Genomic DNA, 22,366 nt, shown 5'->3' on the forward strand with positions numbered 1-22,366 from the left:
CCGCCTCCCACCCCCGCACCCGACCGCCCTATCTGGAGGCTGAGGCAGTGAGCCGCCTGCTGCGGATCGCCCAGGCAGCGGACGCGCCGGTGGTCATCGTCCACCTCACCAACCGGGAGGCCCTGCTGGAGGTGGACCACGCCCGGAAGCGGGGCCAGACCGTGTATGTGGAGACCTGTCCCCAGTACCTGCTGCTGGACGAGAGCGTGTATTTCAACGAGGACTACTCCGCCGCTGCCCGGTATGTGTGCGCGCCGCCCCTGCGGGACAAGGCCGAGCAGGAGCACCTGTGGAAGGGCCTGCGGCGGGGCGCTATCCAGACCGTGTCCACAGACCACTGCTCCTTCACCCTGGCCCAGAAGGACATGGGCCGGGAGGACTTCACCAAAATCCCAGGCGGCCTGCCCGGCGTGGAGACCCGGGGCGAGCTGCTGTACTCCTACGGCGTGGCCAAGCGGAAGATCAGCGCCGCCCAGATGTGCCGGGTGCTCAGCGAGAATCCCGCCCGGCTGTATGGTCTCTATCCCCGGAAGGGCGTGCTGCGGCCCGGCAGCGACGCGGACATCGTGGTCTACGACCCCGGCGCCAGCCATGTGATCCGAGCGGAGGACTGCGTGGCCAATGTGGACTACAACCCCTATGAAGGCTTCGTCACCGCCGGCGGCATCCGGCAGGTGTGGCTGCGGGGGCAGCTCTCCGTGGAAAACGGAAAGGTCCTGGTGGAGGCGCCGGCGGGCAAGTATATGGCCCGGGGCAAGAACTCCCTGTGAGCATTCGTCCATGAATCTCGTCATCATCGGGCGCTTCCCTGCGGCCACAGACACACAGATCAGGGCATTCCTTCCCGCTGACCGGGAGGTTTTTATCACCGAATCGGATCTGTCCGGACCCTTTTGCAGAGTGCGGATGCGCTCATCCCGGAACACATCCCGATTCCCTCTTTTGGGGACAAGGCTCTGAAGCTGCGGATGATTCAAACCGGGGCCGGGTATGGCGAAGATAGAGCCGTCTGCTTTTCTGGTCAACATGGCCAAGAGGGATCGTTCACGAAGAGGTCCTGATCGAGGCTTTAAGCGACCATCAGATCGCCGGCGCTTGCCCGGATGTCTTTGAGGCAGAGCCATTTTCCCAAGCAAGCTGGCTGAGGGCGCTCCTCAACGTAATCCTCGCGCCGTACACAGCAGGGGATCCTGGCGGCGTGAAACTGCACGAAAAACAGGATTCCTTTTTCCCAGTAGCATCCGGCAGGCACGGAGCGGAGAAATGCCCGCCAACATGCTGAACCGGGACACCTGGAAGGCGTGGAGATAAGCCCCTTCTGCAGGTGGACAGCCCATAGACGTAAAAGAGCTGTGCGTTCAACTGAAAAACAGGCGTCTGCCTCATTTGGAATGAGGCGGACGCCTGTTCTGCTTTTCATGCGTTTCTGTTACTCTTCTGCCAGTCCCTCCCACTGGACATCCACGATGGTGCCGCCGGAGAACTCAATGTACTCACTCTTCAAAATATAATCCGTCTTGCCGATCCGGACCTCCTGGTCTCCCACCTTGGTGGTCATGACCTCGCCGGCAGGCGTCTCCGTGGTGGCGGTGAAGAGCAGCGTCACATGCTCCGGATCCTCGATCCACTGCCCATCGGGGCCCAGCACGTAGTAGGGCTCCATCTCCACGCTCTCAATCTGGCCGCCCACCAGAGCGCCGGAGGCCATCAGCGGAGAGGGCAGATGGGCCTGGCAGGTCTCGTACAGCTCCGTGGGCACACCCTCGCACTTAACCACATAGGTCACCTTCACCATGCCGCCGTCCTCGGCGGCGGTGCCGCCGCTGCTGCCCAGCAGCTTCCAGGCTCCAAAAGCCACCACCGCCACGATCAAAATCACGGCGATGATGTCGATGATGTTGAACTTTCCAACGCGTTTTGCTTTCTGTTCCATGGTCTCCTCCGTAAAAGGCGCGGACGCGCCTGTATTTGGCGTTTGTCGTCTGGACAATATCTGGTTCGTATTGTATAATATTTCTCGCGATTTCACAACCCCTATTTGCGGAAAGCGGAAAGAAAGGCATTCCATGAAGGTCATTCATCTCATCAGCGGCGGAGACTCCGGCGGCGCAAAAACCCATGTGCTGAGCCTGCTGCAACATCTGAATCAAACCATCACCGCCCAGCTGGTGTGCTTCCGGGACGGCCCCTTTGCCGAGGAGGCCCGCCAGATGGGTATTCCCACCATGATCTGCGGGGGCAACAACGTCTTCCGCACCCGGCGGAAGCTGGCGGCCTATATCCGGGAGGGCGGCTACGAGATCATCCACTGCCATGGCTCCCGGGCCAACATGATCGGCGCCATGCTCCGCAAGGTCACGGGACTGCCGGTGGTGACCACCGTCCACAGCGACTACCGCCTGGACTACATGGGCCGCCCCCTCAGCCATCTGACCTTCGGCACCATCAACGCCCTGGCCCTGCGGCGGCTGGATTACCGGATCGGCGTGTCCGACGCCATGGTGGACCTGCTGATCTCCCGTGGCTTCCCGGCGGACCGGTTCTACACCATCTATAACGGCATCGACTTCACGCCCCCGCCCACCCAGGGGGACCGGCTGGAGTACCTGAGGAGCCTGGGCGCAGATGTGGACGAGAACTCTGTGGTGGTAGGCATCGCCGCCCGGATGAATCCGGTGAAGGACATGGCCACTCTGGTGCGGGGCTTCGCCGCGGGCCACGCCAAGTGCCCCCGACTGCGGCTGCTGATCGCCGGCGACGGGCCGGAGAAGGACAAGCTCACCGCCTTGGCGGCAGAGCTGGGCGTAGAGCGGCAGGTGTGCTTCGCCGGATGGATCTCCGGCGGCATGGACCGGTTTTACAGCGCCCTGGACATCAACGCCCTCACCAGCCTGTCCGAGACCTTCCCTTATGCCCTGACGGAGGGGGCCCGGTTCCATCTGGCTACCGTCTCCACCGCCGTGGGAGGCATCCCCTATCTCATCGACCAGGACGTGAACGGCTATCTCTTCCAGCCCGGCGACTGGCAAGCCCTGGGCAACGATCTGGCCGCCCTGGGCAATGACGATGAATTGCGCCGCCGCTTGGGGGAAAAGCTCTATGAAAAGGCGTCCACCCAGTTCTCTATTCAGAAGACCGTGTCCACCCAGCTGCAGATATACGCCTCCATCCTCCGCCGCCACCGGCGGCGCTCCTCCGCCCGGGACGGCGTGGTGATCTGCGGCGCCTACGGCCGGGGCAACGCAGGTGATGACGCCATTCTGGAGGCCATCCTCCAGGAGATGCGCTCCATCGACCCGGACATGCCCATCACCGTGCTCAGCAAGGATCCCAGGAGCACCCGGCTCACCTACCGGGTGCGGGCGGTGCACCGTTCCAACTTCCTGGCCTGGCACACCGCCATGTGGAACAGCCGCCTGTACATCAACGGCGGCGGCAGCCTGATCCAGGACGTGACCTCCCGCCGCTCCCTGTGGTTCTATCTGGCCAATATCCGGGCGGCAAAGCGGGCCGGCAACCGGGTGCAGATGTACGGCTGCGGCATCGGCCCTGTCACCCGGGAGAGCCACCGGAGTCTGGCCGCGAAGATCATTAACAAATATGTGGATGTCATCACCCTGCGGGAGCCGGACTCTTTGGAAGAACTGCGGGCCATGGGGGTGACGGAGCCGGAGGTCCTGTTGACTGCAGACCCAGCGCTGATCCTGCAAAAGGCCCCGGACGACGAGACCGACAGCGTGCTGCTGCGCGCCGGTATCCCGCCCCACGGCAATTACCTCTGCTTTGCCCTGCGGCGGTGGAAGGGGTTTGAAGAGAAGGCCCCCCTCTTCGGCGCGGCGGCGGAATACGCCTACCGCACCTATGGCCTGACGCCGGTGTTCGTGGCGGTGGAAAAGCATCTGGACCCCGGTGCGGGCCAGCTGGCCGCCCGCGGGCTGACGATCCCCCACTATTTCCTGGACGATGCCGGCGGCGCCGGGACCATCATCGGCGCCCTCAGCCGGATGCAGGCAGTGGTGTCCATGCGGCTCCACGCGCTGATCTTCGCCGCCGGGCAGGGGATCCCCCTGGCGGGTGTTGTCTACGACCCCAAGGTCTCCGCCTTCCTGCGGTATATCGGACAGGAGCAGTTCGTGGATCTGGCAGAGCTGACCGGGCAGAATCTCTGCGCCATGATCGACCAGTGCGTGGCCCAGGCGGCCCACCCGGAGGCCCAGGCCGCCGCCGTGCGGAACCTGCAGGCCATGGAGCAGAAGAATGTGGAGGTGGCCCGCCGCCTGCTGAAGGGTTGACGGGGCCACCTGTTGGAGGAATCTATGAAAATTATGGTCTATGAGGCCCGCCCGGACGAACGGGCGGACCTGGAGAAGCAGGCGGCGCTCCACGGAGTGGAGCTGTCTGTCACAGACGCGGTGCCCACACTGGAGAACGCCTCTCTGGCCGCCGGCTGCATCGGCGTGTCCATCCTGGGCCAGGGGTGCATCGACGCGGCCCTGCTGGATGCCTATCACGCCCTCGGCATCCGGTATCTCTCCACCCGCACCATCGGATATGACCACATTGACCTGGACCACGCCCGATCCATCGGCCTGCGGGTGTGCAGCGCCAGCTATGCCCCCAACGGCGTGGCCGACTTCACCGTCATGATGATCCTCATGTGCCTGCGGCATTACAAGCAGGCTCTGTGGCGGGGGCAGGTCAACGACTTCTCTCTCACCGGCCTCCAGGGCCGCGAGATGAAGGATCTGACCATCGGCATCATCGGCACCGGCCGGATCGGCGCCCAGGTTGCCCGAAATCTCTCCGGCTTCGGCTGCCGGATTCTGGCCTATGACCTGCGGCGCAATCCGGCAGTGGAACCCCAGGTCACCTATGTGGACTTCGACACCCTTCTGGCCCAGTCGGATGTCATCACCCTCCACATGCCTCTGCTGGACTCCAACCGCCACATCATCAACCGGGAATCCATCGCCAAAATGCGGGACGGCGTGGTAATCGTCAACTGTTCCCGCGGCGAGCTGGCGGATATCGAGGCCCTGATTGAGGGGATCGAGACGGGAAAAATCGGCGCCCTGGGTATGGACACCGTGGAGGGGGACGAGGGCATCATCCACGCCGACCACCGGGTCGACATTCTGCCCAATCGGAACTGGTTCTATCTCCACCAGTTCCGCAATGTCATCATGACCCAGCACATGGCCTTTTACACCGATGCCGCCGTGTCCAGCATGGTGGACTGCGGCATCGGCGGCATCTGTCAGATGGCCGCAGGCGAGTCCTGTCCCACTGAGCTGACAGGCCCGGTACAGTAAGCCGCTACCTCCCGCCGCGGGTCCGGCGGCGCTGGACGGAGATCGTCTCCAGCGTCTCTCCCAGCTGAACCAGCAGCGCCGCTGTCAGCTCCAGGTCCTCGTCGTTCAGCCGGGCAGCCAGAGAGACCGCCAGGGTGTTGACAGCGGTGGTCAGGGCCAGCGGATCACAGGAAAGTTCCATCATCGCATCACCGCTCTCATTCTATGCCTGAGCGGAGCCATTCATCCTGCTCCGCCGGTGTGAACACATTTTAGAAAGGGACGGCCGCCCTGTGAGCGGCCGTCCCTTTTTCCAAAATGCACGTGCTCAATCCCTCTCCGTCTCTTCCCCGCCTCCCTGCTGGAAGGGGGGCACCGGCTCACCGGCGTGATAGGCGTTGGTGCGGACATTGATATACTGGGCCTTCAGCTTGGAGTAGACGATGGTCTGGCTGGAGTACAGCCCATTGTAGCCGGAGAGCATGTAGCTGATGCCGCAGATCAGGGCAAAATACAGCAGCCCACCATCCCCGAACAGCTCCACGGACAGGAAGATGGAGGCCAGCGGGCAGTTGGTGGCCCCGCAGAACACAGCGGCCAGCCCCAGCGCCGCGGCGAAGCCAGCCGGAATCCCCAGCAGCGGCCCCGCCACACAGCCGAAGGTGGCCCCCACGAAGAAGGAGGGCACCACCTCACCGCCCTTGAACCCTGCGGAGAGCGTCACCGCGGTGAACAGAATCTTCAGCAGAAACGCCTCCGGCCGGGCAGTGCCCTGCTCCACGGCGGCGGTAATGAGATCCATGCCCGCGCCGTTGTAATCCCGGGTCCCGCAGAGGTATGTCAGGGCAATGACCGCACCGCCACCGACAAGGACGCGGAGCCAGGCATTGGGCAGGCGCTTCTTCATCTGATGCTCCGCGAAGTGCAGGGTCCGGCACAGCAGAACGGACACCAGGGCGCAGCCTACGCCCAGCACCGCCACCCGCAGCAGCATCAGCTTCTCCAGCTCCGGCGCCGCCACAGAAAAGCGGGTGGGCGCCACCCCCAACTCCACAGAAATCCAGTAGGCCACCAGGGAGGCGGTCAGACATGGAATGAACGCCACGTGGTACACCACGCCGATGCTGATGACCACGATGGCGAACACCGTGGCGGTAAGGGGTGTGCCGAACAAGGCGGAGAAAAACGCCGCCATGCCTGCCATGGTGGCGGTGCGCAGGTCCCGGTCATCCAGATTGAAAAGGTTCCCCGCATGGCGGCCGATGGTGCCGCCCATCTGGAGAGCCGCGCCCTCCCGTCCGGCGCTGCCGCCGCACAGGTGGGTGAGAATTGTCCCCAGGAAGATGGCGGGCAGCAGCCAGATGGACAGGGGCTTTCCGTGGTGTACCGCGTCGATGATGTCGTTGGTGCCCTGGCCCTCCGTCTTTGTCAGCTTGTAGAAGGCCACGATCACCAGTCCCGCCGCCGGCAGACACCACAACAGCCAGGGATGTTGCTCCCGCAGCTCTGTGGCCCGCTCCACACCGATGTGGAACAGGGAGCCCACCACGCCGCAGCAGACGCCGGTGACCAGCGCCACCGCCAGCCACTTGGCCATGGCCTGGACGTAAAGGCCCACGTGGGTGTGGCCATGCTCCTTTTCCAATCCGTTCACTTCCCTTCCCCGCCGCCGAAGGGCGGGCCGTGCTTGCAATGGAAATATTATACGGCAGGCGGCCGTTCTTTGCAACAGGCATGGTGCGCCGCGCGAAAAGGGCCGGCCCGAAAATCGGGCCGGCCCGTATTGTCAGGCAGACTCAATCACTTTGCAGCAGCCTTTTTCCTGCCCCACATCTTGTTGCCGTCCTTGTCCCATATACCAAAGCCGGAGAAGGCACAGAGGATGGAGAAGATGGGTACAATGAAGATGAACCAGCAATACGGGATATACTCCGTGCCGCAGCCCAGTACCTCCATCACATACAGCGTGGCAACGCCCCAGGGGACGATGGGTGCACTCAGGGTCCCCGCATCCTCCAGCGTCCGGGAGAGGACCCTGCGGTGGATGCCCATGCGGTCGAAGGCGTCCTCGAAGGTCTGCTCGGTGACGATGATGGCCACGGTCTGGCCGCCGGCCGTGAGGAAGTTGACGATGTAGCAGTAGATCAGAGTGACGGTCACCAGGACGCCGCGGCTCTTGATGAACTTCAGCAGCACGTCCTTGGCCAGCACGTCCAGGATGCCGGTGGCGGTGATGATGCCGCCCATGACGCTGGCTACCATGAAGGTGATCAGCAGACCGGTCATGCTGGTAATGCCGCCGCGGTTGAGCATCGGGTCCACAATGTCCACGCCGGTAGACAGTGTGAAGCCGTTGGCCGCATAGTTCATCAGCTCCACAAAGTTCACTCCCTGAAATACCATGGCGAACACGATGCTGACCACCACAGTGAGGCCCATACCCAGCAGGGCCGGCAGCTTGAACACCGACACCAGCAGCACCAGGATGGCGGGCAGGATCAGGATGGGATTGAGGTTGAAGTGCTCCGCCAGGGTGTCGCAGATCAGGTTGGCGCGAGTCGTATCCATCTCGCCGCCGCTATGCATCAGGCCGGCGGCGGTAAACAGCACCAGCGCCACCAGTGCAGCGGGAATGGTGGTGTACATCATGGACCCGATGTGGTCATACAGGGGAACCCTGCTGACACCGGAGGCCAGGTTCGTGGTGTCGGACAGAGGGGACATCTTGTCGCCGAACCAGGCACCGCAGACCACCGCAGCAATGACCAGCGGTACCGGGATGGAAGTAGTGGAGGCCACGCCCACCAGGGCAATGCCCATGGTCGCCACGCTGCCGAAGGAGGTTCCGGTGAACTCCGCCGTCAGCCCGCTGAGGACGAAGGCCAGGGGCACCAGGATTTTCGGGGAGATCAGTTTCATGCCGTAGTACATCAGGGCCGGGACCGTGCCGCCGGCCATCCAGATGCCCACCAGCATGCCCACCATGATGACGATCAAAAATGTCGGGATGCAGTCGGACACCACTCGCAGCAGCGTCCTTTCCACATCCGCCCAAGGGATATCCAGCAGGAGCGCGATTACCACGGCGATCAGGGCCGCGATGAACACGGACATAGTGGTGTCCACGCCCAGGTTGATGAGCGCCACCAGCACGGCCACGATCACCAGGAAGGAGATCACGGCGAAAGCCGGAGTTGGGGTCTTCCGCGTCTTGACTGTCTTTGTCTTATCCATTCTCGTTTCTCCCTTCTAGATTGTACGGCGGCGCGGGACCGCGCCCGCGGCGCCGTAGGAGTCCTCCGTTCAGCCCAGCAGCTCCCGGGTCAGGAATGCCAGAGCCGAGTCCATCCGGGCGGCCCGAAACGCACAGGATTTGAATCGGTGCTCCGCGCCATGGACCACCAGGAATTCCGCCCGGTCTCCATAGATCTCCTTGTACCGCTCCGAACAGTGGATGGAGGCCGTCACGTCCTCATCCCCGTGTACCAGATTCACGCGCTTGGTGAATTTGGCCGCCACGGCGTAAGGATCCAGCTCCAAGGCATCCTGATAGAAGCCCAGGCCCACCCGCAGGCCCTCGTAGTCTGCGTAGCCCTTCTCCTCGATGTCAGACACATCCACGCCGCAGAGCATCTTGTGCTTCATGTTGTAGACCACGTCCGGCGCCGGGCACCACAGGCTCAGGGCGCACACGTCCGCATCCCGCAGGCCCGCCACCATGGAGGCCACACATCCCCCCATGCTCAGGCCGTGGATCGCGATCCGGCTCTGGTCCACAAAGTCCAGACTCTTGACATAGTCCAAGATGGCAAGGCCGTCTTCCACCTCACTGGAGACAGTCATGTCCTCGAACCGCCCGTCGCTGTCGCCGCTGCCGGCAAAGTCGAACCGGACACTGGCGATCCCCCGCTCACACAGCCTGCGGGAGAGCTCCGTGTGGACGAAGTTGATCTCGTTCCGGTCGTCGCAGAAGCCGTGGAACAGGATCACAAAGGGTACTTTCCCCGGCCGCTGGTCCGGCACATGCAGCATCCCCCGTAGGGTCAAGCCGCGGCTCTCGCACTCCACATACCGTTCCATCTCTCTTCCTCCTTTCTCCGCAGGCACCGTTCCGCTGGCCGGCCCGGCCCCCGCTTGGTTTCTGATCTATGCAAAGCCGCTCCGCGGCCTCACATCTCACTCAGGCCTCCTGCCGGAAGCAGCGCCCCTCCACCCGGGCGCCCAGGCGGCTGAACAGCTCGTTGGTAATGGTGCCGGCGTTCTCCGCCAGCTCCTCTGCGTAGATGACACAGTCCCCCTGGCGACCGATGAACACCGCCTCGTCCCCCACCCGGACATCTTCAATGCCGGTGACGTCCAGCATCAGCTGGTCCATACAGATCCGGCCGATGCCCTGGGCGTACTGTCCCCGGACGATGGCCCGCAGCTTTCCGCCGCTGAGGCAGCGGGGGATGCCGTCGGCGTAGCCGATGGAGACGGAGGCCACCTTGGTGGGCCGCTCCGCCCGGAAGATCCGGCCGTAGCTCACCGTCTCCCCGGGTCCGATCTCCCGCACAGAGGTGATCCGGGCCTTCAGGGTCATGACCGGCATGGGCTGCAGGTCCTCCCGCAGGTAGTCCGCCGGGCTGCTCTTGACGCCAAACATCAAAATGCCCAGGCGGGCGTAGTCATAGGCGTACTCCGGGTAGTTCACCGCCGCATAGCTGCTCAGAAGGTGAACCGTCCCCAGCTCCACGCCCCGAGCCTGGAGGGACTCCACCACGCTTTTGAAGGTCTCCGCCTGCCGGCGGGAAAAGTCCACATGTTCCTCCTCGTCCGTGTCCGCCACGCAGAGGTGGGAGTAGATGCCGGTGACCTGCAGGACGCCGTTCTCATACACCCGCCGGATGGCGTCCAGGTCCTCCGGCAGGAATCCGATGCGGTGCATACCCGTGTCCACTGCGATATGTACCTTGAGGCGCACGCCGTTCTCCCGGCAGTAGGTCTCCAGCTGGGCGGCGTGGTCCGGGCAGGTGGCGGTCTGGGTCAGCCCGTGCTCTGCCAGCAGGTGGAAATACGCAGGGGCGCTGTATCCCAGGATCAGGATCTCCCCCTGGATGCCGGCCTCCCGCAGCTGGACCGCCTCGTCCAGCGTGGCAGTGGCAAAGTGGCGGATGCCCAGCTCCCACAGCTGGGCGGCCACCGCCCGCGCCCCGTGTCCGTAAGCGTCCGCCTTCACCACGCCCATGATCCGGCAGCCCGCTGGCAGAAGGCTCTGGTAGCGCCGGATGTTGTGGGCCAGGGCCTCCCTGTCCAATTCAATCCAAGTCCGATTCATCTATCTCCCTGCCGCCGCAGTGCGGCGGCGCTCCCTTCCCAAAATTCTTGATCCCGTCAAGAGGTCATACCAATGGCAATTTTTTTCAGAATACCCGAAGTCTGCCAAAAAAGCAAGTTTTCTGCAAGTTTTTTTGTGCCCCTAAAACTTTTTACGGGCTGTCCGCCGTCCTCTCTCACAGGCGGACTCATCCCGCTTTTCCGGTTGATTCTTTCCAATTCTGTGCTATACTGGAAGAGGAAACAGACAGATGTCTGCGCGCCGATGCGAAACCCCAGAACAAAAAAGTTTGGAGGAAATGAGTATGAAATACGGACGTACCTATAATTTCTCCGCCGGACCCGCCATGATGCCGGAGGAGGTCTTGGAGGAGATCGCCGCCGAGATGATGAATTACCGGGGCAGCGGCATGTGCGTCATGGAGATGAGCCACCGCTCCAAGGTCTTTCAGCAGATCCGTGACGAGGCCGAGGCGGACCTGCGTCAGCTGATGGGCATTCCCGACAACTACAAGGTTCTGTTCGTTCAGGGCGGCGGCACCGTGCAGTTCGCCATGGTGCCCATGAATCTGATGAAGAACGGCGTGGCCTGCTATGTGGAGACCGGCAACTGGTCAAAGAAGGCCATCAAGGAGGCCCAGAAGTACGGTGAGGTGAAGATCGTCGCCTCCTCCGCGGACAAGAACTTCTCCTACATCCCCGACTGCTCCGATCTGGACATCCCCGACAACGCAGATTACGTCTATATCTGCGAGAACGAGACCATCAACGGCACCACCTATTTCCATCTGCCCAACACCAAGGGCAAGATCCTTGTGTCGGATCAGTCCTCCATGTTCCTCTCCCGTCCCTGCGATGTCACCAAGTACGGCCTGATCTGGGCGGGCGTACAGAAGAATGTGGGTCCCGCCGGCATGGCGGTGGTCATCATCCGGGAGGACCTGTTGCGGGAGGACCTGCCCCAGTTCGTGCCCACTTACATGAGTTACAAGACCCATGCGGACAATGACTCCCTGTACAACACTCCCAACTGCTGGGCCATCTACTGCTGCGGCAAGGTCTTCAAGTACCTGTTGGCAAACGGCGGACTGGAGGCCATGAACAAGCGCAACGAGGAAAAGGCCGCGGTGCTGTACGATTTCCTGGACCAGAGCAAGTTCTTCACCGGTGCTGTCCGCAAGGAGGACCGTTCCCTGATGAACGTGCCCTTCGTCACCCCCAGCAAGGAGCAGGATGCCGATGTGGTGGCCGCCTCCAAGGCCGCCGGCTTCGACAACCTGAAGGGCCACAAGAGCGTGGGCGGCCTGCGGGCGTCCATCTATAATGCCATGCCCAAGGAGGGCGTGGAGGCCCTGGTGGAGTTCCTGAAGAAGTACGAGGCAGAGCACGCGTAACGGCTTTCCATGGGGGACCTGCTCCCCCATGGAGGCCCCCCGTCAGTCTGCAGACTGGTGAACGCCGCCCAAGGCGGCTGAGTCGGGGAATTTTGGGCAGGTACACGCCCTGCGGAAAAGGATTAAAAATTCTTCTTTTGCCTCCGGCAAAAGAACTGGGGAAACCGGCGAAGCGCCGCCAGCGGTCTCGAAAGCGAGCCGATTTCGAGACCGCGGCGCGATTGGCGGCCCAAAAGGGCCGGGAATCGCAATGCCGTAACGGTGTAGCCCCCACGATTTCTACCAGCCCCCTTCCTTTTGTGCGGGTGGGAGAGCGAGTGGAACACGCCAGGCGTATCTCCACTCTTCACGCTCCACATCTTCACTCCGGTGAAGCCAGAGAGGCTTCGCCTTCCCCCTTCCTGCGATGGAGTCCGGAGCGTCAGGCAGACTGCCGTACGCGCAGCTCCTATCTCTGAACTCCACTCTCACGGAGGCGCCTGTCCCCCAATGGGCGTTTGGGGTTTCCGACATTGGCACCCCTGGGGTGTGCCGGAAATGTATGAAAAGGGGTATTATATATGGCATTAAGAGTTTTGGTTACCGATGGGATGGATGCTGGCGCAATGGAACAGCTGCGCAAGGATGGATATGAAGTCATCGAGCAGTTCTATGAGCCCGATCAGCTGGGCGCAGCCCTGCGGGACTTCGACGTGGTTATCATCCGCAGCGCCACCAAGATCAAGGAGCCGCAGATCGACGCCGCCGCAGGCAGCCGCCTGAAGCTCATCATCCGGGCCGGCGTCGGTGTAGACAACATCGCAGTCAAATACGCAGAGGAACACGGCATCCAGGTGAAGAACACGCCCCGCGCCTCCTCCAACGCGGTGGCGGAGCTGGCTCTGGCCCTGCTGTTCTCCTGTGCCCGGAACATCTCCATCGCGGGCCACACCATGCGGGAGAACAAGTGGGAGAAGAAAGCCTACTCCAAGGGCTTTGAGCTCTCCGGCAAGACTATGGGCGTCATCGGCTATGGCCGGATCGGCCAGCTGGTGGGCGCCAAGGGTCAAGCCCTGGGCATGAATGTGCTGTCCGTGGTCCACCGCAACAAGCCGGAGGGCTGCGAGTGCGAGACCATGCACTTTGTCACTATGGACGAGCTGCTCTCCCAGTCCGACATCGTCGTCCTCTGTGCCCCCAGTGGCGACAAGCCCCTGGTGGATGCGGAGTCCCTTGCGAAGATGAAGGATGGCGTGGTGATCATCAACGTCTCCCGGGGTGCCAACGTGAACGAGGCCGCCCTGCTGGACGCTCTGAACTCCGGCAAGGTCAAGGCCGCCGGTCTGGACGTGTGGCTGAGCGAGAAGGATCCCAACTGGGCCCTGGCCTCCCACCCGGCTGTCTCCTGCACGCCCCACATCGGCGCAGGCACCAAGGAAGCCCAGAAACGCATCGGCGCGGAATTGGTGGACATTGTAGAGAACTTCGGCTGATCAGTATTCCCGGTCAAACGCCCCTCCCGTTTTCACGGGAGGGGCGTTTTTCTGTGCCGTCTTTCCGATTTTTTCTTTTTCCGTAAATTGTTCCTATATTTTTATAATTTTTTAACTGCCATCCCTATTTACTTTTCAAAGTTGGCAGTGTATAATAGGGGCCATACAATCGCAGAACAGAAGGTGATGGCTTGAGGCAGGCAGTTGTCCCGTCCCAGTATCTGCAGATCGCTTTGGATCTGGCTACCCGCATCGCCCAGGGTGAGTTGACGGAGGGCAGCCGGATTTACGGTCGGTCGGTGCTGGCGTCGGAGTACGGGGTATCCCCGGAGACGATCCGCAAGGCCCTGCGGCTGCTGGCGGACATGAAGGTGGTGGATGTGAAGCCCCAGAGCGGGGCCGTAGTCCTCTCCGCCGACAGCGCCCGCCGGTACATCGAAAACTTCTCCGAGGATGCGGACATCCATTCCCTGCGCCTCCAGTTGAAGGCGCTGCTGGCGGAGTCCGCCGAGGTGAACCGGCGCATGGCGGACACCGTGTCGGCCCTGGTAAAAGGGCAGGACACATTTGCTGCGGCCGGTCAGCCCCTCCCCAACTATGAGGTCCCTGTCCCCAAGGACTCTCCTCTCATCGGCAAGAGCATCGGGGAGCTGAAATTCTGGCAGTCCACCGGCGGCACCATCGTGGCCATCCGGCGGGGCCAGACGGTGATCCTCTCCCCCGGTCCCTATGCCGAACTGTACAGCGGCGACGTCATCATCCTGGTGGGAAGCCCCAGCGCCGCAGAGGCCGCCCACCGGCTAGTAACGACAAAGGAGTGAAGGCAGCGATATGATCCAGTTTGAACACGTCTCCAAGAGCTATGGCAAGACCCCGGTCCTCAAGGACCTGAATTTCACCATTCCAGACGGACAGTTCGTGGTCCTGATCGGCCCTTCCGGCTGCGGCAAGACCACCACCATGAAGATGATCAACCGCCTGCTGGAGCCCGATTCCGGCACCATCCGCATCGACGGGCAGGATATCCACTCCCAGGACAAGGTGGAACTGCGGCGGCATATCGGCTATGTGATCCAGCAGATCGGCCTGTTCCCCAACATGACCGTGGCCCAAAACATCTGCGTGGTCCCCAAGCTGCTGAAGTACGACAAGGCCCGGTGCGATGAGATCGTCCAGGAGATGCTGCAGCTGGTCCACATGGAGCAGTCTGCCAACAAGTATCCTTCTGAGCTCTCCGGCGGCCAGCAGCAGCGCATCGGCGTGCTGCGGGCCCTGGCGGCTTCTCCCCCCATCGTGCTGATGGATGAGCCCTTCTCCGCTCTCGATCCCTTGACTCGCGAGTCCCTGCAGGACGAGGTGAAGAACCTGCAGCAGAAGCTGAACAAGACCATCGTCTTCGTCAGCCACGACATGAGCGAGGCGCTGAAGCTGGCGGACATCATCATCTTCATGGCCGCCGGAGAAATCGTCCAGATGGCCTCCCCCGAGGAGATGCTGGAGCACCCCGCCAACGATCTGGTCCGCACCTTTATGGGCAAGCACACGCCGGACACCGCCCCCTCCAAAGTAGAGAGCTTCATGCGCACCAATGTGTTCAGCGTCCGGAAGGACCGCGGCGTGCTGGAGTGCGCCGAGCGCATGGCCCGAGGCAGCGTGGACACCCTGCTGGTCACAGACGAGCAGAACCGGTACTTAGGCACCATCTCCATCGGCGACATCCGCCACTGGGGCCGGGAACTCACCAGCATCGAGCCTCTGATCCGCCAGACTGCCCGGACCGTCCGGGTGGGGGACGAGGCCAAGGAGAGCTTCGACTACCTGCTGGACTCCGGTGCCAACTACGTGGTGGTGCTGAATGCGGATGACACCATCGCCGGTATCGTCACCAAGACCAGCGTGGCCCGCAGCGTGGCGGAGAATCTGTGGGGTGATTCCAAATGATGACGCTGATCCAGGACTACGGCGCCGACCTGCTGCGGGCCATCGGACTGCACACGATATATGTGCTGATCTCCGTGGTCATCGGCTTTGCGGCGGGACTGGTGTTCGGCATCCTCCTCTCCCGAATCCCGCGGTGGCTGTCGGGCATCATCATCCCCATTCTCTCCATCTTCCAGACCATTCCCGGCCTGGTGTTCATCGGCGTGCTGTTCATCTGGTGGGGGAATATCTATCCCACGGTGATCGTGGCCCTCAGTGTGTACGCCATGTTCCCAGTGCTGAAAAACACCTACACCGGCATTCTGGAGGTAGAGCCGAAATACATCGAGGCCGCCAAGGGCTGCGGCATGTCCTCCTTCCAGACGCTGGTGCGGGTGGAGCTGCCCCTGGCCATGCCGGTCATCATCTCGGGGCTGCGGATGGCCGCCATCTACACCGTCTCCTGGGCGGTGCTGGCCTCCATGATCGGCCTGGGCGGCCTGGGCGACTTTGTGTACCGGGGCACCAGCTCCAACAACAACACGCTGATTCTCCTGGGGGCCATCCCGGCGGCCATACTGGCCGTTCTCTTCGGACTGGTCATTGACCTGCTGCAGAAAAGGGTCACGCCCCGCGGCCTGCGAAAGGAGGCGGGCAAATGAGCTGGGACCTGATTTTTCAACATCTCTTCATCGTTCTGGCGGCCAGCCTGCTGTCCATCGCCGTGGGACTGCCCTTGGGCATCTGGGCATACGTCTCCAAGACCGCCCGGCCCGTCATCCTGCGGATTGTGGACCTGCTGCAGACCATTCCCTCCCTGGCCCTTCTGGGCATCATCATGGTGGTGCTGGACCCCGGCAAGCTGACGGTCATCACCGGCATCACGCTGTACTCCCTGCTGCCCATCGTGCGGAACACCTGCTTGGGACTCCAGGAGGTGGACCCGGGTGTGAAGGAAGCCGCCCGGGGCATGGGCATGAGCAAGCCCTACCGGGTGCTGATGGTGGAGTTCCCCCTGGCCTTCCCCACGGTGTTCACCGGCATCCGCATCGCGGTGGTAAACGCCATCGGCACTGCGGTATTCGCAGCTTTCGTGGGCGGCGGCGGTCTGGGCGGCGTCATCACCCAGGCCATCCGGATCTCCGATATGTCCCTGATTCTGGCGGCCACCGGTGTCCTTATGGTCATCGCCGTGGTGCTGGACCTCATTATGAGCTGGTTCGAGGGGCAGATGCGCAAGAGCCGGGGCGGCTCCAAGAAAATGTGGATCCCGGTGGCGGCCATCGTACTGGCGTTCATCCTGCTGCTGCCCTATGGCCGCGGCGGCACCGGCGACATTCTTCTCTATGACGGCGACTACTCCGAAACCCAGCTGATGCACCACATGGTAAAGATGCTGGTGGAGGACCAGACGGACCTGACCGTCACCATTCAGGATCAGATGTCCCAGGTGAACAACTGGAACTCCCTGAAGGATGACAGCCACACCTGCGACCTGATGATCTCCTACGACGGCACGATCCTCACCACCTTCCTGGGCCAGGACACGGTGGACGTTCCGGAGGGCATGACGATCTACGACTACGTCCAGGGAGAGCTGGACAGCTACGGCCTCACCCAGCTGGAGCAGCTGGGCTTTGAAAACACCTACGCCATCGGCGTGCCCCAGGCCCTGGCGGACGAGTACGGCCTGGAGACCATCAGCGACCTCATCCCCATTGCGGACCAGCTGACCTTCGGCGCGGAGCAGGAGTTCTTCACCCTGGAGGGCAGCATGAAGTATGACCCCTTTGTGAAGTTCTACGGTCTGAATTTCCAGGACGCGGTCTCTGTGGATATGGGCCTGAAGTACTCCGCCATTGAAAACGGCAGCTTCGATGTGGCGGTGGTCTACTCCACCGACGGCCTGAACAAAAAGGTCGGGCTGAAGGTCCTGGAGGACGACCAGAGCTTCTTCCCCGACTACAACGGCGTCTTTCTGGTGCGGGACGATCTGCTGGAGAAGTACCCGGAGGTGGCGGACATTCTGAACCAACTGGCGGGCAAGATCCCCACCGAGCAGATGGCGGAGCTGACCTACCAGGTGGACGTGGAGGGCCGCACTGTGGATGAGGTGGCCCGGGAGTTCCTGGTGAGCCTGGGGCTGCTGGAGGCCTGATCCCCGCTCTCTTTCAAAACCGCTCTGGAGCGTCCGCGCTCCAGAGCGGTTTCCTTTGGAAAATTTCCACTTCTTTGCAACCGACATCACGTTTTCTCGTCTATGTTGGTGAGAGAACCTCCGGCCGCGGGCTGGAGACAGGAGGAGGATCCCATGAATCTGCAAAAGCGGTACTTATTGATGGGCGGAGCCGTGCTGACCATTCTGCTGACGCTGGCGGCAGGACTGCTGTTCTGGGGCCGGAGGCCCTTCCGGGGTCTGGAGGCGGCGGACATCGCCGCAGCCACCGTCCTGGTGGGCCCCCCGGATGTGACACTGGAGCTGGATGCCGGGGAGATCGAGACCCTGGCGGATCTGCTGGCAGATGTCCGCATCACGCGGCCGGACCAGTCCTATTCGGAGTATGCCGGACAGACCGTCCTGTTCACGGTGACCATGGCTGACGGCACAGCTGCGAACGTCACGGCCTACAACCCGTTTCTGATTATCGACGGCACCGGCTGGCGCACCGCCTATGCGCCCTGCGAGGCGCTGAACCGCTTTGCCAACGAGCTGCTGCGGGAGAGAGGAGGATAACATGGAGGACGCGGAGATCATCGACCTGTACTGGCAGCGGGATCAGCGGGCTATTGACGAGACCCACGGCAAATACGGCGGCTTCCTGGCGGGGATTGCCTGGAACATCCTCCGCAGTCACAGCGACGCGGAGGAGTGCGTCAACGACACGTATCTGCGCACCTGGAACGCCATTCCTCCGGCCCGCCCCTCCGCCTTCCGGGCCTGGCTGGGGCGCATCGTCCGCAACCTCTCTCTGGACCGCTGGAAGCAGAGCCGCACCGCCAAACGGGGCGGGGACGGCATGGAGGTGCTGTTGGGGGAGCTGGATGACTGTGTGCCGGAGCCCCACGGAACTGAGAAGACGATGGAGGACCGGGAAATCGCGTCGCTCATCAGCGCGTTTCTGCGGCGGCAGAGTCCGGAGAGCCGCATCATCTTCCTGCGGCGGTACTGGTACGGGCAGAGTGTGGCGGATATTGCCGCCGGAATGAACTGCGGAGAGGGGAAGGTCAAGTCCTCTCTCTTCCGCACCCGGAAGGCCCTGCGGACCTATCTGGAACAGGAGGAGGTGTTTTTGTGAAAGCGGAGCGGTTGTTTCAAATCCTGGGTCTGGTGGACGAAAGCCTCATAGAGGAGGCGGTGTCCGCCTCCTCCCCCGCCGCTGTACAGCGGCGGCCCTTATGGGTTCGGCTTTTGGCCGCGGCCGCATGTCTCGCGGTGATCTGCGCCGGGGCGTGGGGACTGTGGCAATCGAATCTGGGAGCGGGCACCGGCAGCCCCGGAGATGCCGCGCTGGCCGGTGGAGAATCCGGCGGTGACGGCCACAGCCCGGGCACTACCTTCCTGTCCTACGCCGGGCCGGTCTTTCCGCTGACCACGGCGGAAACGAACACCCGCCTGACCGCAGGGCGGACCGTCACCTGGGATTTTGCCCCCGGCTCCTATGAGGATGGATCCCCCCGACAGTGGGGGGCCCAGGTGACAGACAGCTACACGCTGACCAATCCTGCTGACGGCAGTGTGACGGTCAACGCCCTCTACCCCGTCTCCACCAGCTGGCTGGACTTTCCCGAGCTGAACGCCGCTGTCACCGTGGATAGCGGGGGGACCGGTTTCTCTGTGCTCTCCGGCGGCTACGCCGGAGGCTTTCAGGACGCCGGGGAGCCGGACGGCTCCACCTGGAACCTGGCCCCGCCGGACGAATGGGCCGATTATCAGGCACTTCTGGCAGACGGAGAATACCTGTCCCGGGCGATGGAGGAAACTGCTGTCCCGGAGGTCCCGGTGACTGTATATCAGTTCACGGATTTCGCCGCGCCCCATGAGGAATACAACGCCGCTACCCAGGCGGTGACCTTCACTACCGACCCAGAGGCCACCACAGTCCTCTCCTACGGCTTCAACGGCATGAGTCGGGATGCGGACCGGGGCTGGTGTCAGTACAGCTACTTCGTTCCCGATGGTGTCCGGAGAGAGACGGAAACAAAAATCCTGATCGTCCTGGGTGATGACATTGGCGATTATGTCCTCCAGGGGTACGCCGACGGCGGCTGTGACCAGGAGATCGATGGGGTGTCCTGCACCGTCACCCGCCGGGAGACCACCTTGGCCGATGTGCTGGACCTGCTGTGCCGGGCTTATCAGGCGGAATTTGAGCAGTTCAGCCTGGGCCGCGGGCAGGAAAGCCCCTTCCGGTATCTCTCTCAGGCGCAGTACCAGGGATTGGTGTGGCAGCTGCTGGAGCAGTACGGCCTCTTCTCCGGCACCCCCAAGGACCGGTACAGCGACGGCCGACTGGATGAGATCCTGATGGAAGCCCTGTCCCAGGAGCGGGTGCTGTACCTGTCCTTCCCCGTCACCGTCCCGGCAGGCGGTAGTGTTACTGTGGCGGCTGCTTTTTGGAAGGCACCCAGCTATGACTACGGCTGCTCTGGTTCGGAGAACGTGGGCCTCCAGGGCTATGATCTGGTGACGGCCCTGGGATCCACGCTGGAGCTCACCGACCAGACCGCCGCCCTGGTGAACACGGATACCATTGAGATCGTCCGGCAGAACCTGGGCTTTGATCTGGAAAATGGTGTTACCCAGGTATCGCTGGATCTGGCGGAGCCTCACTACTATCTGGAAATCCGTCCTCTGGAGGGATAATCACAAAGACGCGCCTATGGAAGTTCCACAGGCGCGTCTTTGGCATCGTTCACTTCTTCCGGCCCCGTATCCAGGCCGCCAGAACCAGCCCCGGGAGGGAGGCCGCGAGGACTCCCAGCTCCAGGATCTCCTGACCCCCTGTGCGTTCAGCAGGGGACTCTTCCTGAACGGGCAGCGAATCTGGTCCCATCTCCGCATCAGCCGCATCGGCCTGCCGTGCCTCCCAAGCTTCAAGGGAGGCCGATTCCAACACAGCAGGCGCCGGGGCATCTGCCGCCCAGGCCGGGGACGGGGAGGGCATCCGGACCTGGTCCAGCAGCTTTTCCGGCGCAGCGGGGCTCCGGTCCGGCGACGTCTCCCACTCCGGGAGAAACCCGGCGCTGGGGAACTGCCACAGGGAACCGTCCGCCAACACCACCAGGGTCCGGTCGCTGCAGGGGATGGCACAAACCACACCGTTCGTGATCCGCACAATGCCGTCACAGGCCTCCGTGTCATAGGGGTCCTCCGGGTCCACCAGACCGTCCCGCAGCATGGCCGGGCGGTCGCTGCCCCAGGCCCAGAGAGTTCCGTCCGCCGTCACAGCGGTACATCTGGTGAACTGCACCACATCCTCCAGCAGTTTTTCCGGCTGGCCCAGGGACTGCCACTGGACTGTATCCGACAGATTATTCTCCCAGGGCACACGCCAGAGACTGCCATCCTGCCCCTGGACCAGCATGGCAGGGTCCTGAATTCCGCAGTACAGACTGCCCACAGCGGCCACATGTTCCATCAAAGGTGCCGCGGTACAGGTATCCCCGTCAAACCAGACCCGCACCAGCGTCCCATCCTCCTTCACCGCCAAATCCCCAAACAGCTGAACCACCTGGTCCAGTACCTGGGTAGGCGGATAGTAGGGATCATCCTGATGTTCCTCCAGGGACACTCCGGACCGGGCGCCCCAGGTCCACACCGTCCCGTCAGCGCACAGGGCAGAACATTCCGTCTCCCCGACTGACACGGACACCACGTCCTCCAGCAGCCGGTACGGCTCCTCCTCGCCGAAGGTCCGGCCCGCGTGGCCGCCCCAGCCCCAGAGGGTCCCATCCTCGTCAATGGCGGCGGCCGTGATAAACCCCGCGTCCACATACCGGGCATTCTCCAGCAGGACATTGGCCTCCTCCCAGGGCAGCGGGTCCTGGTCCGTGGGGCCCACCGCGCCGTGGAAGCTGTCTCCCCAGGCCAGCAGGGCGCCGTCCGCTCGGATGGCATAGTAAGTGTATCCGCTGGTGGCAATGGGCTGGCTGATTGACTCCAGCGCCGCCGCTGTACCGGCCAGCAGCATGGCCGAAAGAAGCCCGCAGGCAAGTATTTTCATATCCGCCGCCTCCTTTTTCCCACTGTACCATACAGCCTATCCAAAAAGCAAGCCCCGCACCGTCCCGGCGCGGGGCTTGTCCTTTATTTCTCGATCTTCACAAATTTCTCCGCCGGGGCGTGACACAAGGGGCAGCGGAAATCCGGCGGCAGGGATTCTCCCTCATAGACATAACCGCAGACAGTGCAGCGGTAGCCGTTGATCTCTACCGTGCGGTACACGGTGGCAGTGGGCGGCGTGGCCTTGCCCCGGTCCGTATAGGCCTGGAGGGTCAGCACCCTCCCGTCTCCCAACACCTCCGCCTCTGTGGCCTGGCCCACGAAAAGGAGGAAGCTGCCGATCTCCATCTGGTCCACCACCTTGCATGCGATGCGGGAGACCATGTGCTCCTTCAGGTATGGATTGCCGTTGCTGTCGGTCTCCGCCGCCCGGCCGGCGAACTTGTCCGTCACCCGGCCGGACTTGTAGCCGAACAGGTCGATGATCTCCCCCGGCGCGTCCGCACCCAACAGGGTAACGGAGAAGCTCCCCGCCGCCTGAATGGCCTTGCAGGTCTCGTGGTCCTTGTTCACCGCCACGGTGAACTTGGGCGGGAAGGAAGAGGTCACCTGGTGGAAGGAGTTGACGATGCAGCCGTGGCGCTTGCCGTCCGCTGCCGCAGAGAGCAGACAAAGGGCGTAGTCCATCTTCTGATATGCCTTGTTGTCCATATTGATTTCCTCGTATAATAGATTTACGGTTTGGATGCA

21 protein-coding genes are annotated in these 22,366 nt (G+C 62.7%); 13 read left to right on the top strand and 8 right to left on the bottom strand.

Features of this window, described 5'->3' with window-relative positions:
* On the top strand, positions 1 to 770 hold a 770-nt coding region (locus HMPREF1546_RS05635), incomplete at its 5' end, for an amidohydrolase family protein (RefSeq protein ID WP_021751762.1).
* A gap of 269 nt (positions 771 to 1,039) precedes the next feature.
* Positions 1,040 to 1,282, top strand: a complete 243-nt coding sequence (locus HMPREF1546_RS19875; RefSeq protein WP_367646052.1) for an NAD(P)-dependent oxidoreductase — start codon at positions 1,040 to 1,042, stop codon at positions 1,280 to 1,282.
* A gap of 147 nt (positions 1,283 to 1,429) precedes the next feature.
* Here HMPREF1546_RS19875 and HMPREF1546_RS05640 read toward each other — a convergent pair whose 3' ends face one another.
* A complete protein-coding gene (locus HMPREF1546_RS05640) occupies positions 1,430 to 1,933 on the bottom strand; it encodes a DUF4330 domain-containing protein (protein ID WP_036629708.1) in 504 nt (167 codons plus the stop codon).
* 133 nt (positions 1,934 to 2,066) lie between these two features.
* Between HMPREF1546_RS05640 and csaB the strand changes: the two genes are divergently transcribed.
* Complete coding sequence (gene csaB / locus HMPREF1546_RS05645; RefSeq protein WP_021748219.1) at positions 2,067 to 4,292, top strand: polysaccharide pyruvyl transferase CsaB; 2,226 nt, start codon at positions 2,067 to 2,069, stop codon at positions 4,290 to 4,292.
* A gap of 24 nt (positions 4,293 to 4,316) precedes the next feature.
* Entirely contained in the window at positions 4,317 to 5,312 is a 996-nt protein-coding gene (locus HMPREF1546_RS05650) for a D-isomer specific 2-hydroxyacid dehydrogenase family protein (RefSeq protein ID WP_021748220.1), read from the top strand.
* Between the two features lie 4 nt (positions 5,313 to 5,316).
* On the opposite strand, the gene HMPREF1546_RS05655 is transcribed toward HMPREF1546_RS05650, so the two are convergent.
* The 5 genes from HMPREF1546_RS05655 to vanT form a co-directional block, all read right to left on the bottom strand.
* Positions 5,317 to 5,496, bottom strand: coding sequence for a DUF6774 domain-containing protein (locus HMPREF1546_RS05655; protein ID WP_021748221.1), 180 nt, complete (start codon positions 5,494 to 5,496; stop codon positions 5,317 to 5,319).
* A 123-nt stretch (positions 5,497 to 5,619) separates the two neighbouring features.
* A complete protein-coding gene (locus tag HMPREF1546_RS05660; RefSeq protein WP_051319955.1) occupies positions 5,620 to 6,888 on the bottom strand; it encodes a chloride channel protein in 1,269 nt (422 codons plus the stop codon).
* Between the two features lie 203 nt (positions 6,889 to 7,091).
* Complete coding sequence (gene nhaC / locus HMPREF1546_RS05665; protein ID WP_021748223.1) at positions 7,092 to 8,525, bottom strand: Na+/H+ antiporter NhaC; 1,434 nt, start codon at positions 8,523 to 8,525, stop codon at positions 7,092 to 7,094.
* Between the two features lie 69 nt (positions 8,526 to 8,594).
* Complete coding sequence (locus HMPREF1546_RS05670; RefSeq protein ID WP_021748224.1) at positions 8,595 to 9,371, bottom strand: alpha/beta hydrolase; 777 nt, start codon at positions 9,369 to 9,371, stop codon at positions 8,595 to 8,597.
* Between the two features lie 100 nt (positions 9,372 to 9,471).
* Positions 9,472 to 10,608 carry a serine racemase VanT catalytic subunit gene (gene vanT, locus HMPREF1546_RS05675; protein ID WP_021748225.1) on the bottom strand — a complete coding sequence of 379 codons (1,137 nt, stop codon included), beginning with the start codon at positions 10,606 to 10,608 and terminating at the stop codon, positions 9,472 to 9,474.
* Positions 10,609 to 10,912: 304 nt separating this feature from the next.
* On the opposite strand from vanT, the gene serC reads away from it, so the two are divergent.
* The 9 genes from serC to HMPREF1546_RS05720 all read left to right on the top strand — a co-directional run bounded on the left by serC (position 10,913) and on the right by HMPREF1546_RS05720 (position 20,257).
* Positions 10,913 to 12,001 (top strand): 3-phosphoserine/phosphohydroxythreonine transaminase, encoded by a 1,089-nt coding sequence (gene serC / locus HMPREF1546_RS05680; protein ID WP_036629710.1) that lies wholly within the window; start codon positions 10,913 to 10,915, stop codon positions 11,999 to 12,001.
* A 560-nt stretch (positions 12,002 to 12,561) separates the two neighbouring features.
* Positions 12,562 to 13,473 (top strand): NAD(P)-dependent oxidoreductase, encoded by a 912-nt coding sequence (locus HMPREF1546_RS05685; RefSeq protein WP_021748228.1) that lies wholly within the window; start codon positions 12,562 to 12,564, stop codon positions 13,471 to 13,473.
* A 191-nt stretch (positions 13,474 to 13,664) separates the two neighbouring features.
* Positions 13,665 to 14,294 (top strand): TrkA C-terminal domain-containing protein, encoded by a 630-nt coding sequence (locus HMPREF1546_RS05690; protein ID WP_021748229.1) that lies wholly within the window; start codon positions 13,665 to 13,667, stop codon positions 14,292 to 14,294.
* 10 nt (positions 14,295 to 14,304) lie between these two features.
* Entirely contained in the window at positions 14,305 to 15,414 is a 1,110-nt protein-coding gene (locus tag HMPREF1546_RS05695) for an ABC transporter ATP-binding protein (protein WP_021748230.1), read from the top strand.
* Positions 15,411 to 16,055: an ABC transporter permease gene (locus tag HMPREF1546_RS05700; RefSeq protein WP_021748231.1), complete on the top strand. Its 645-nt coding sequence runs from the start codon at positions 15,411 to 15,413 to the stop codon at positions 16,053 to 16,055. The genes HMPREF1546_RS05695 and HMPREF1546_RS05700 overlap by 4 nt, the downstream gene beginning before the upstream one ends.
* Positions 16,052 to 17,551: a glycine betaine ABC transporter substrate-binding protein gene (locus HMPREF1546_RS05705; RefSeq protein ID WP_021748232.1), complete on the top strand. Its 1,500-nt coding sequence runs from the start codon at positions 16,052 to 16,054 to the stop codon at positions 17,549 to 17,551. Before HMPREF1546_RS05700 ends, HMPREF1546_RS05705 begins: the two co-directional genes overlap by 4 nt.
* Positions 17,552 to 17,704: 153 nt before the next feature.
* The gene (locus tag HMPREF1546_RS05710) at positions 17,705 to 18,127 is read left to right on the top strand and encodes a hypothetical protein (protein WP_025544277.1); all 423 of its coding nucleotides are present in this window, start codon (positions 17,705 to 17,707) and stop codon (positions 18,125 to 18,127) included.
* 1 nt (position 18,128) lies between these two features.
* A complete protein-coding gene (locus tag HMPREF1546_RS05715; protein ID WP_021748234.1) occupies positions 18,129 to 18,689 on the top strand; it encodes an RNA polymerase sigma factor in 561 nt (186 codons plus the stop codon).
* Positions 18,686 to 20,257, top strand: coding sequence for a hypothetical protein (locus HMPREF1546_RS05720; RefSeq protein ID WP_021748235.1), 1,572 nt, complete (start codon positions 18,686 to 18,688; stop codon positions 20,255 to 20,257). The genes HMPREF1546_RS05715 and HMPREF1546_RS05720 overlap by 4 nt, the downstream gene beginning before the upstream one ends.
* A gap of 49 nt (positions 20,258 to 20,306) precedes the next feature.
* On the opposite strand, the gene HMPREF1546_RS05725 is transcribed toward HMPREF1546_RS05720, so the two are convergent.
* Together HMPREF1546_RS05725 and HMPREF1546_RS05730 are read right to left on the bottom strand one after the other, a co-directional pair.
* Positions 20,307 to 21,617, bottom strand: coding sequence for a hypothetical protein (locus tag HMPREF1546_RS05725; RefSeq protein ID WP_021748236.1), 1,311 nt, complete (start codon positions 21,615 to 21,617; stop codon positions 20,307 to 20,309).
* 83 nt (positions 21,618 to 21,700) lie between these two features.
* Positions 21,701 to 22,366, bottom strand: a 666-nt coding sequence (locus tag HMPREF1546_RS05730; protein WP_021751765.1) for a flavin reductase, incomplete at its 5' end; no start/stop codon positions are given.

Source organism: Oscillibacter sp. KLE 1745 (assembly GCF_000469445.2).
Lineage (GTDB): Bacteria > Bacillota > Clostridia > Oscillospirales > Oscillospiraceae > Oscillibacter > Oscillibacter welbionis.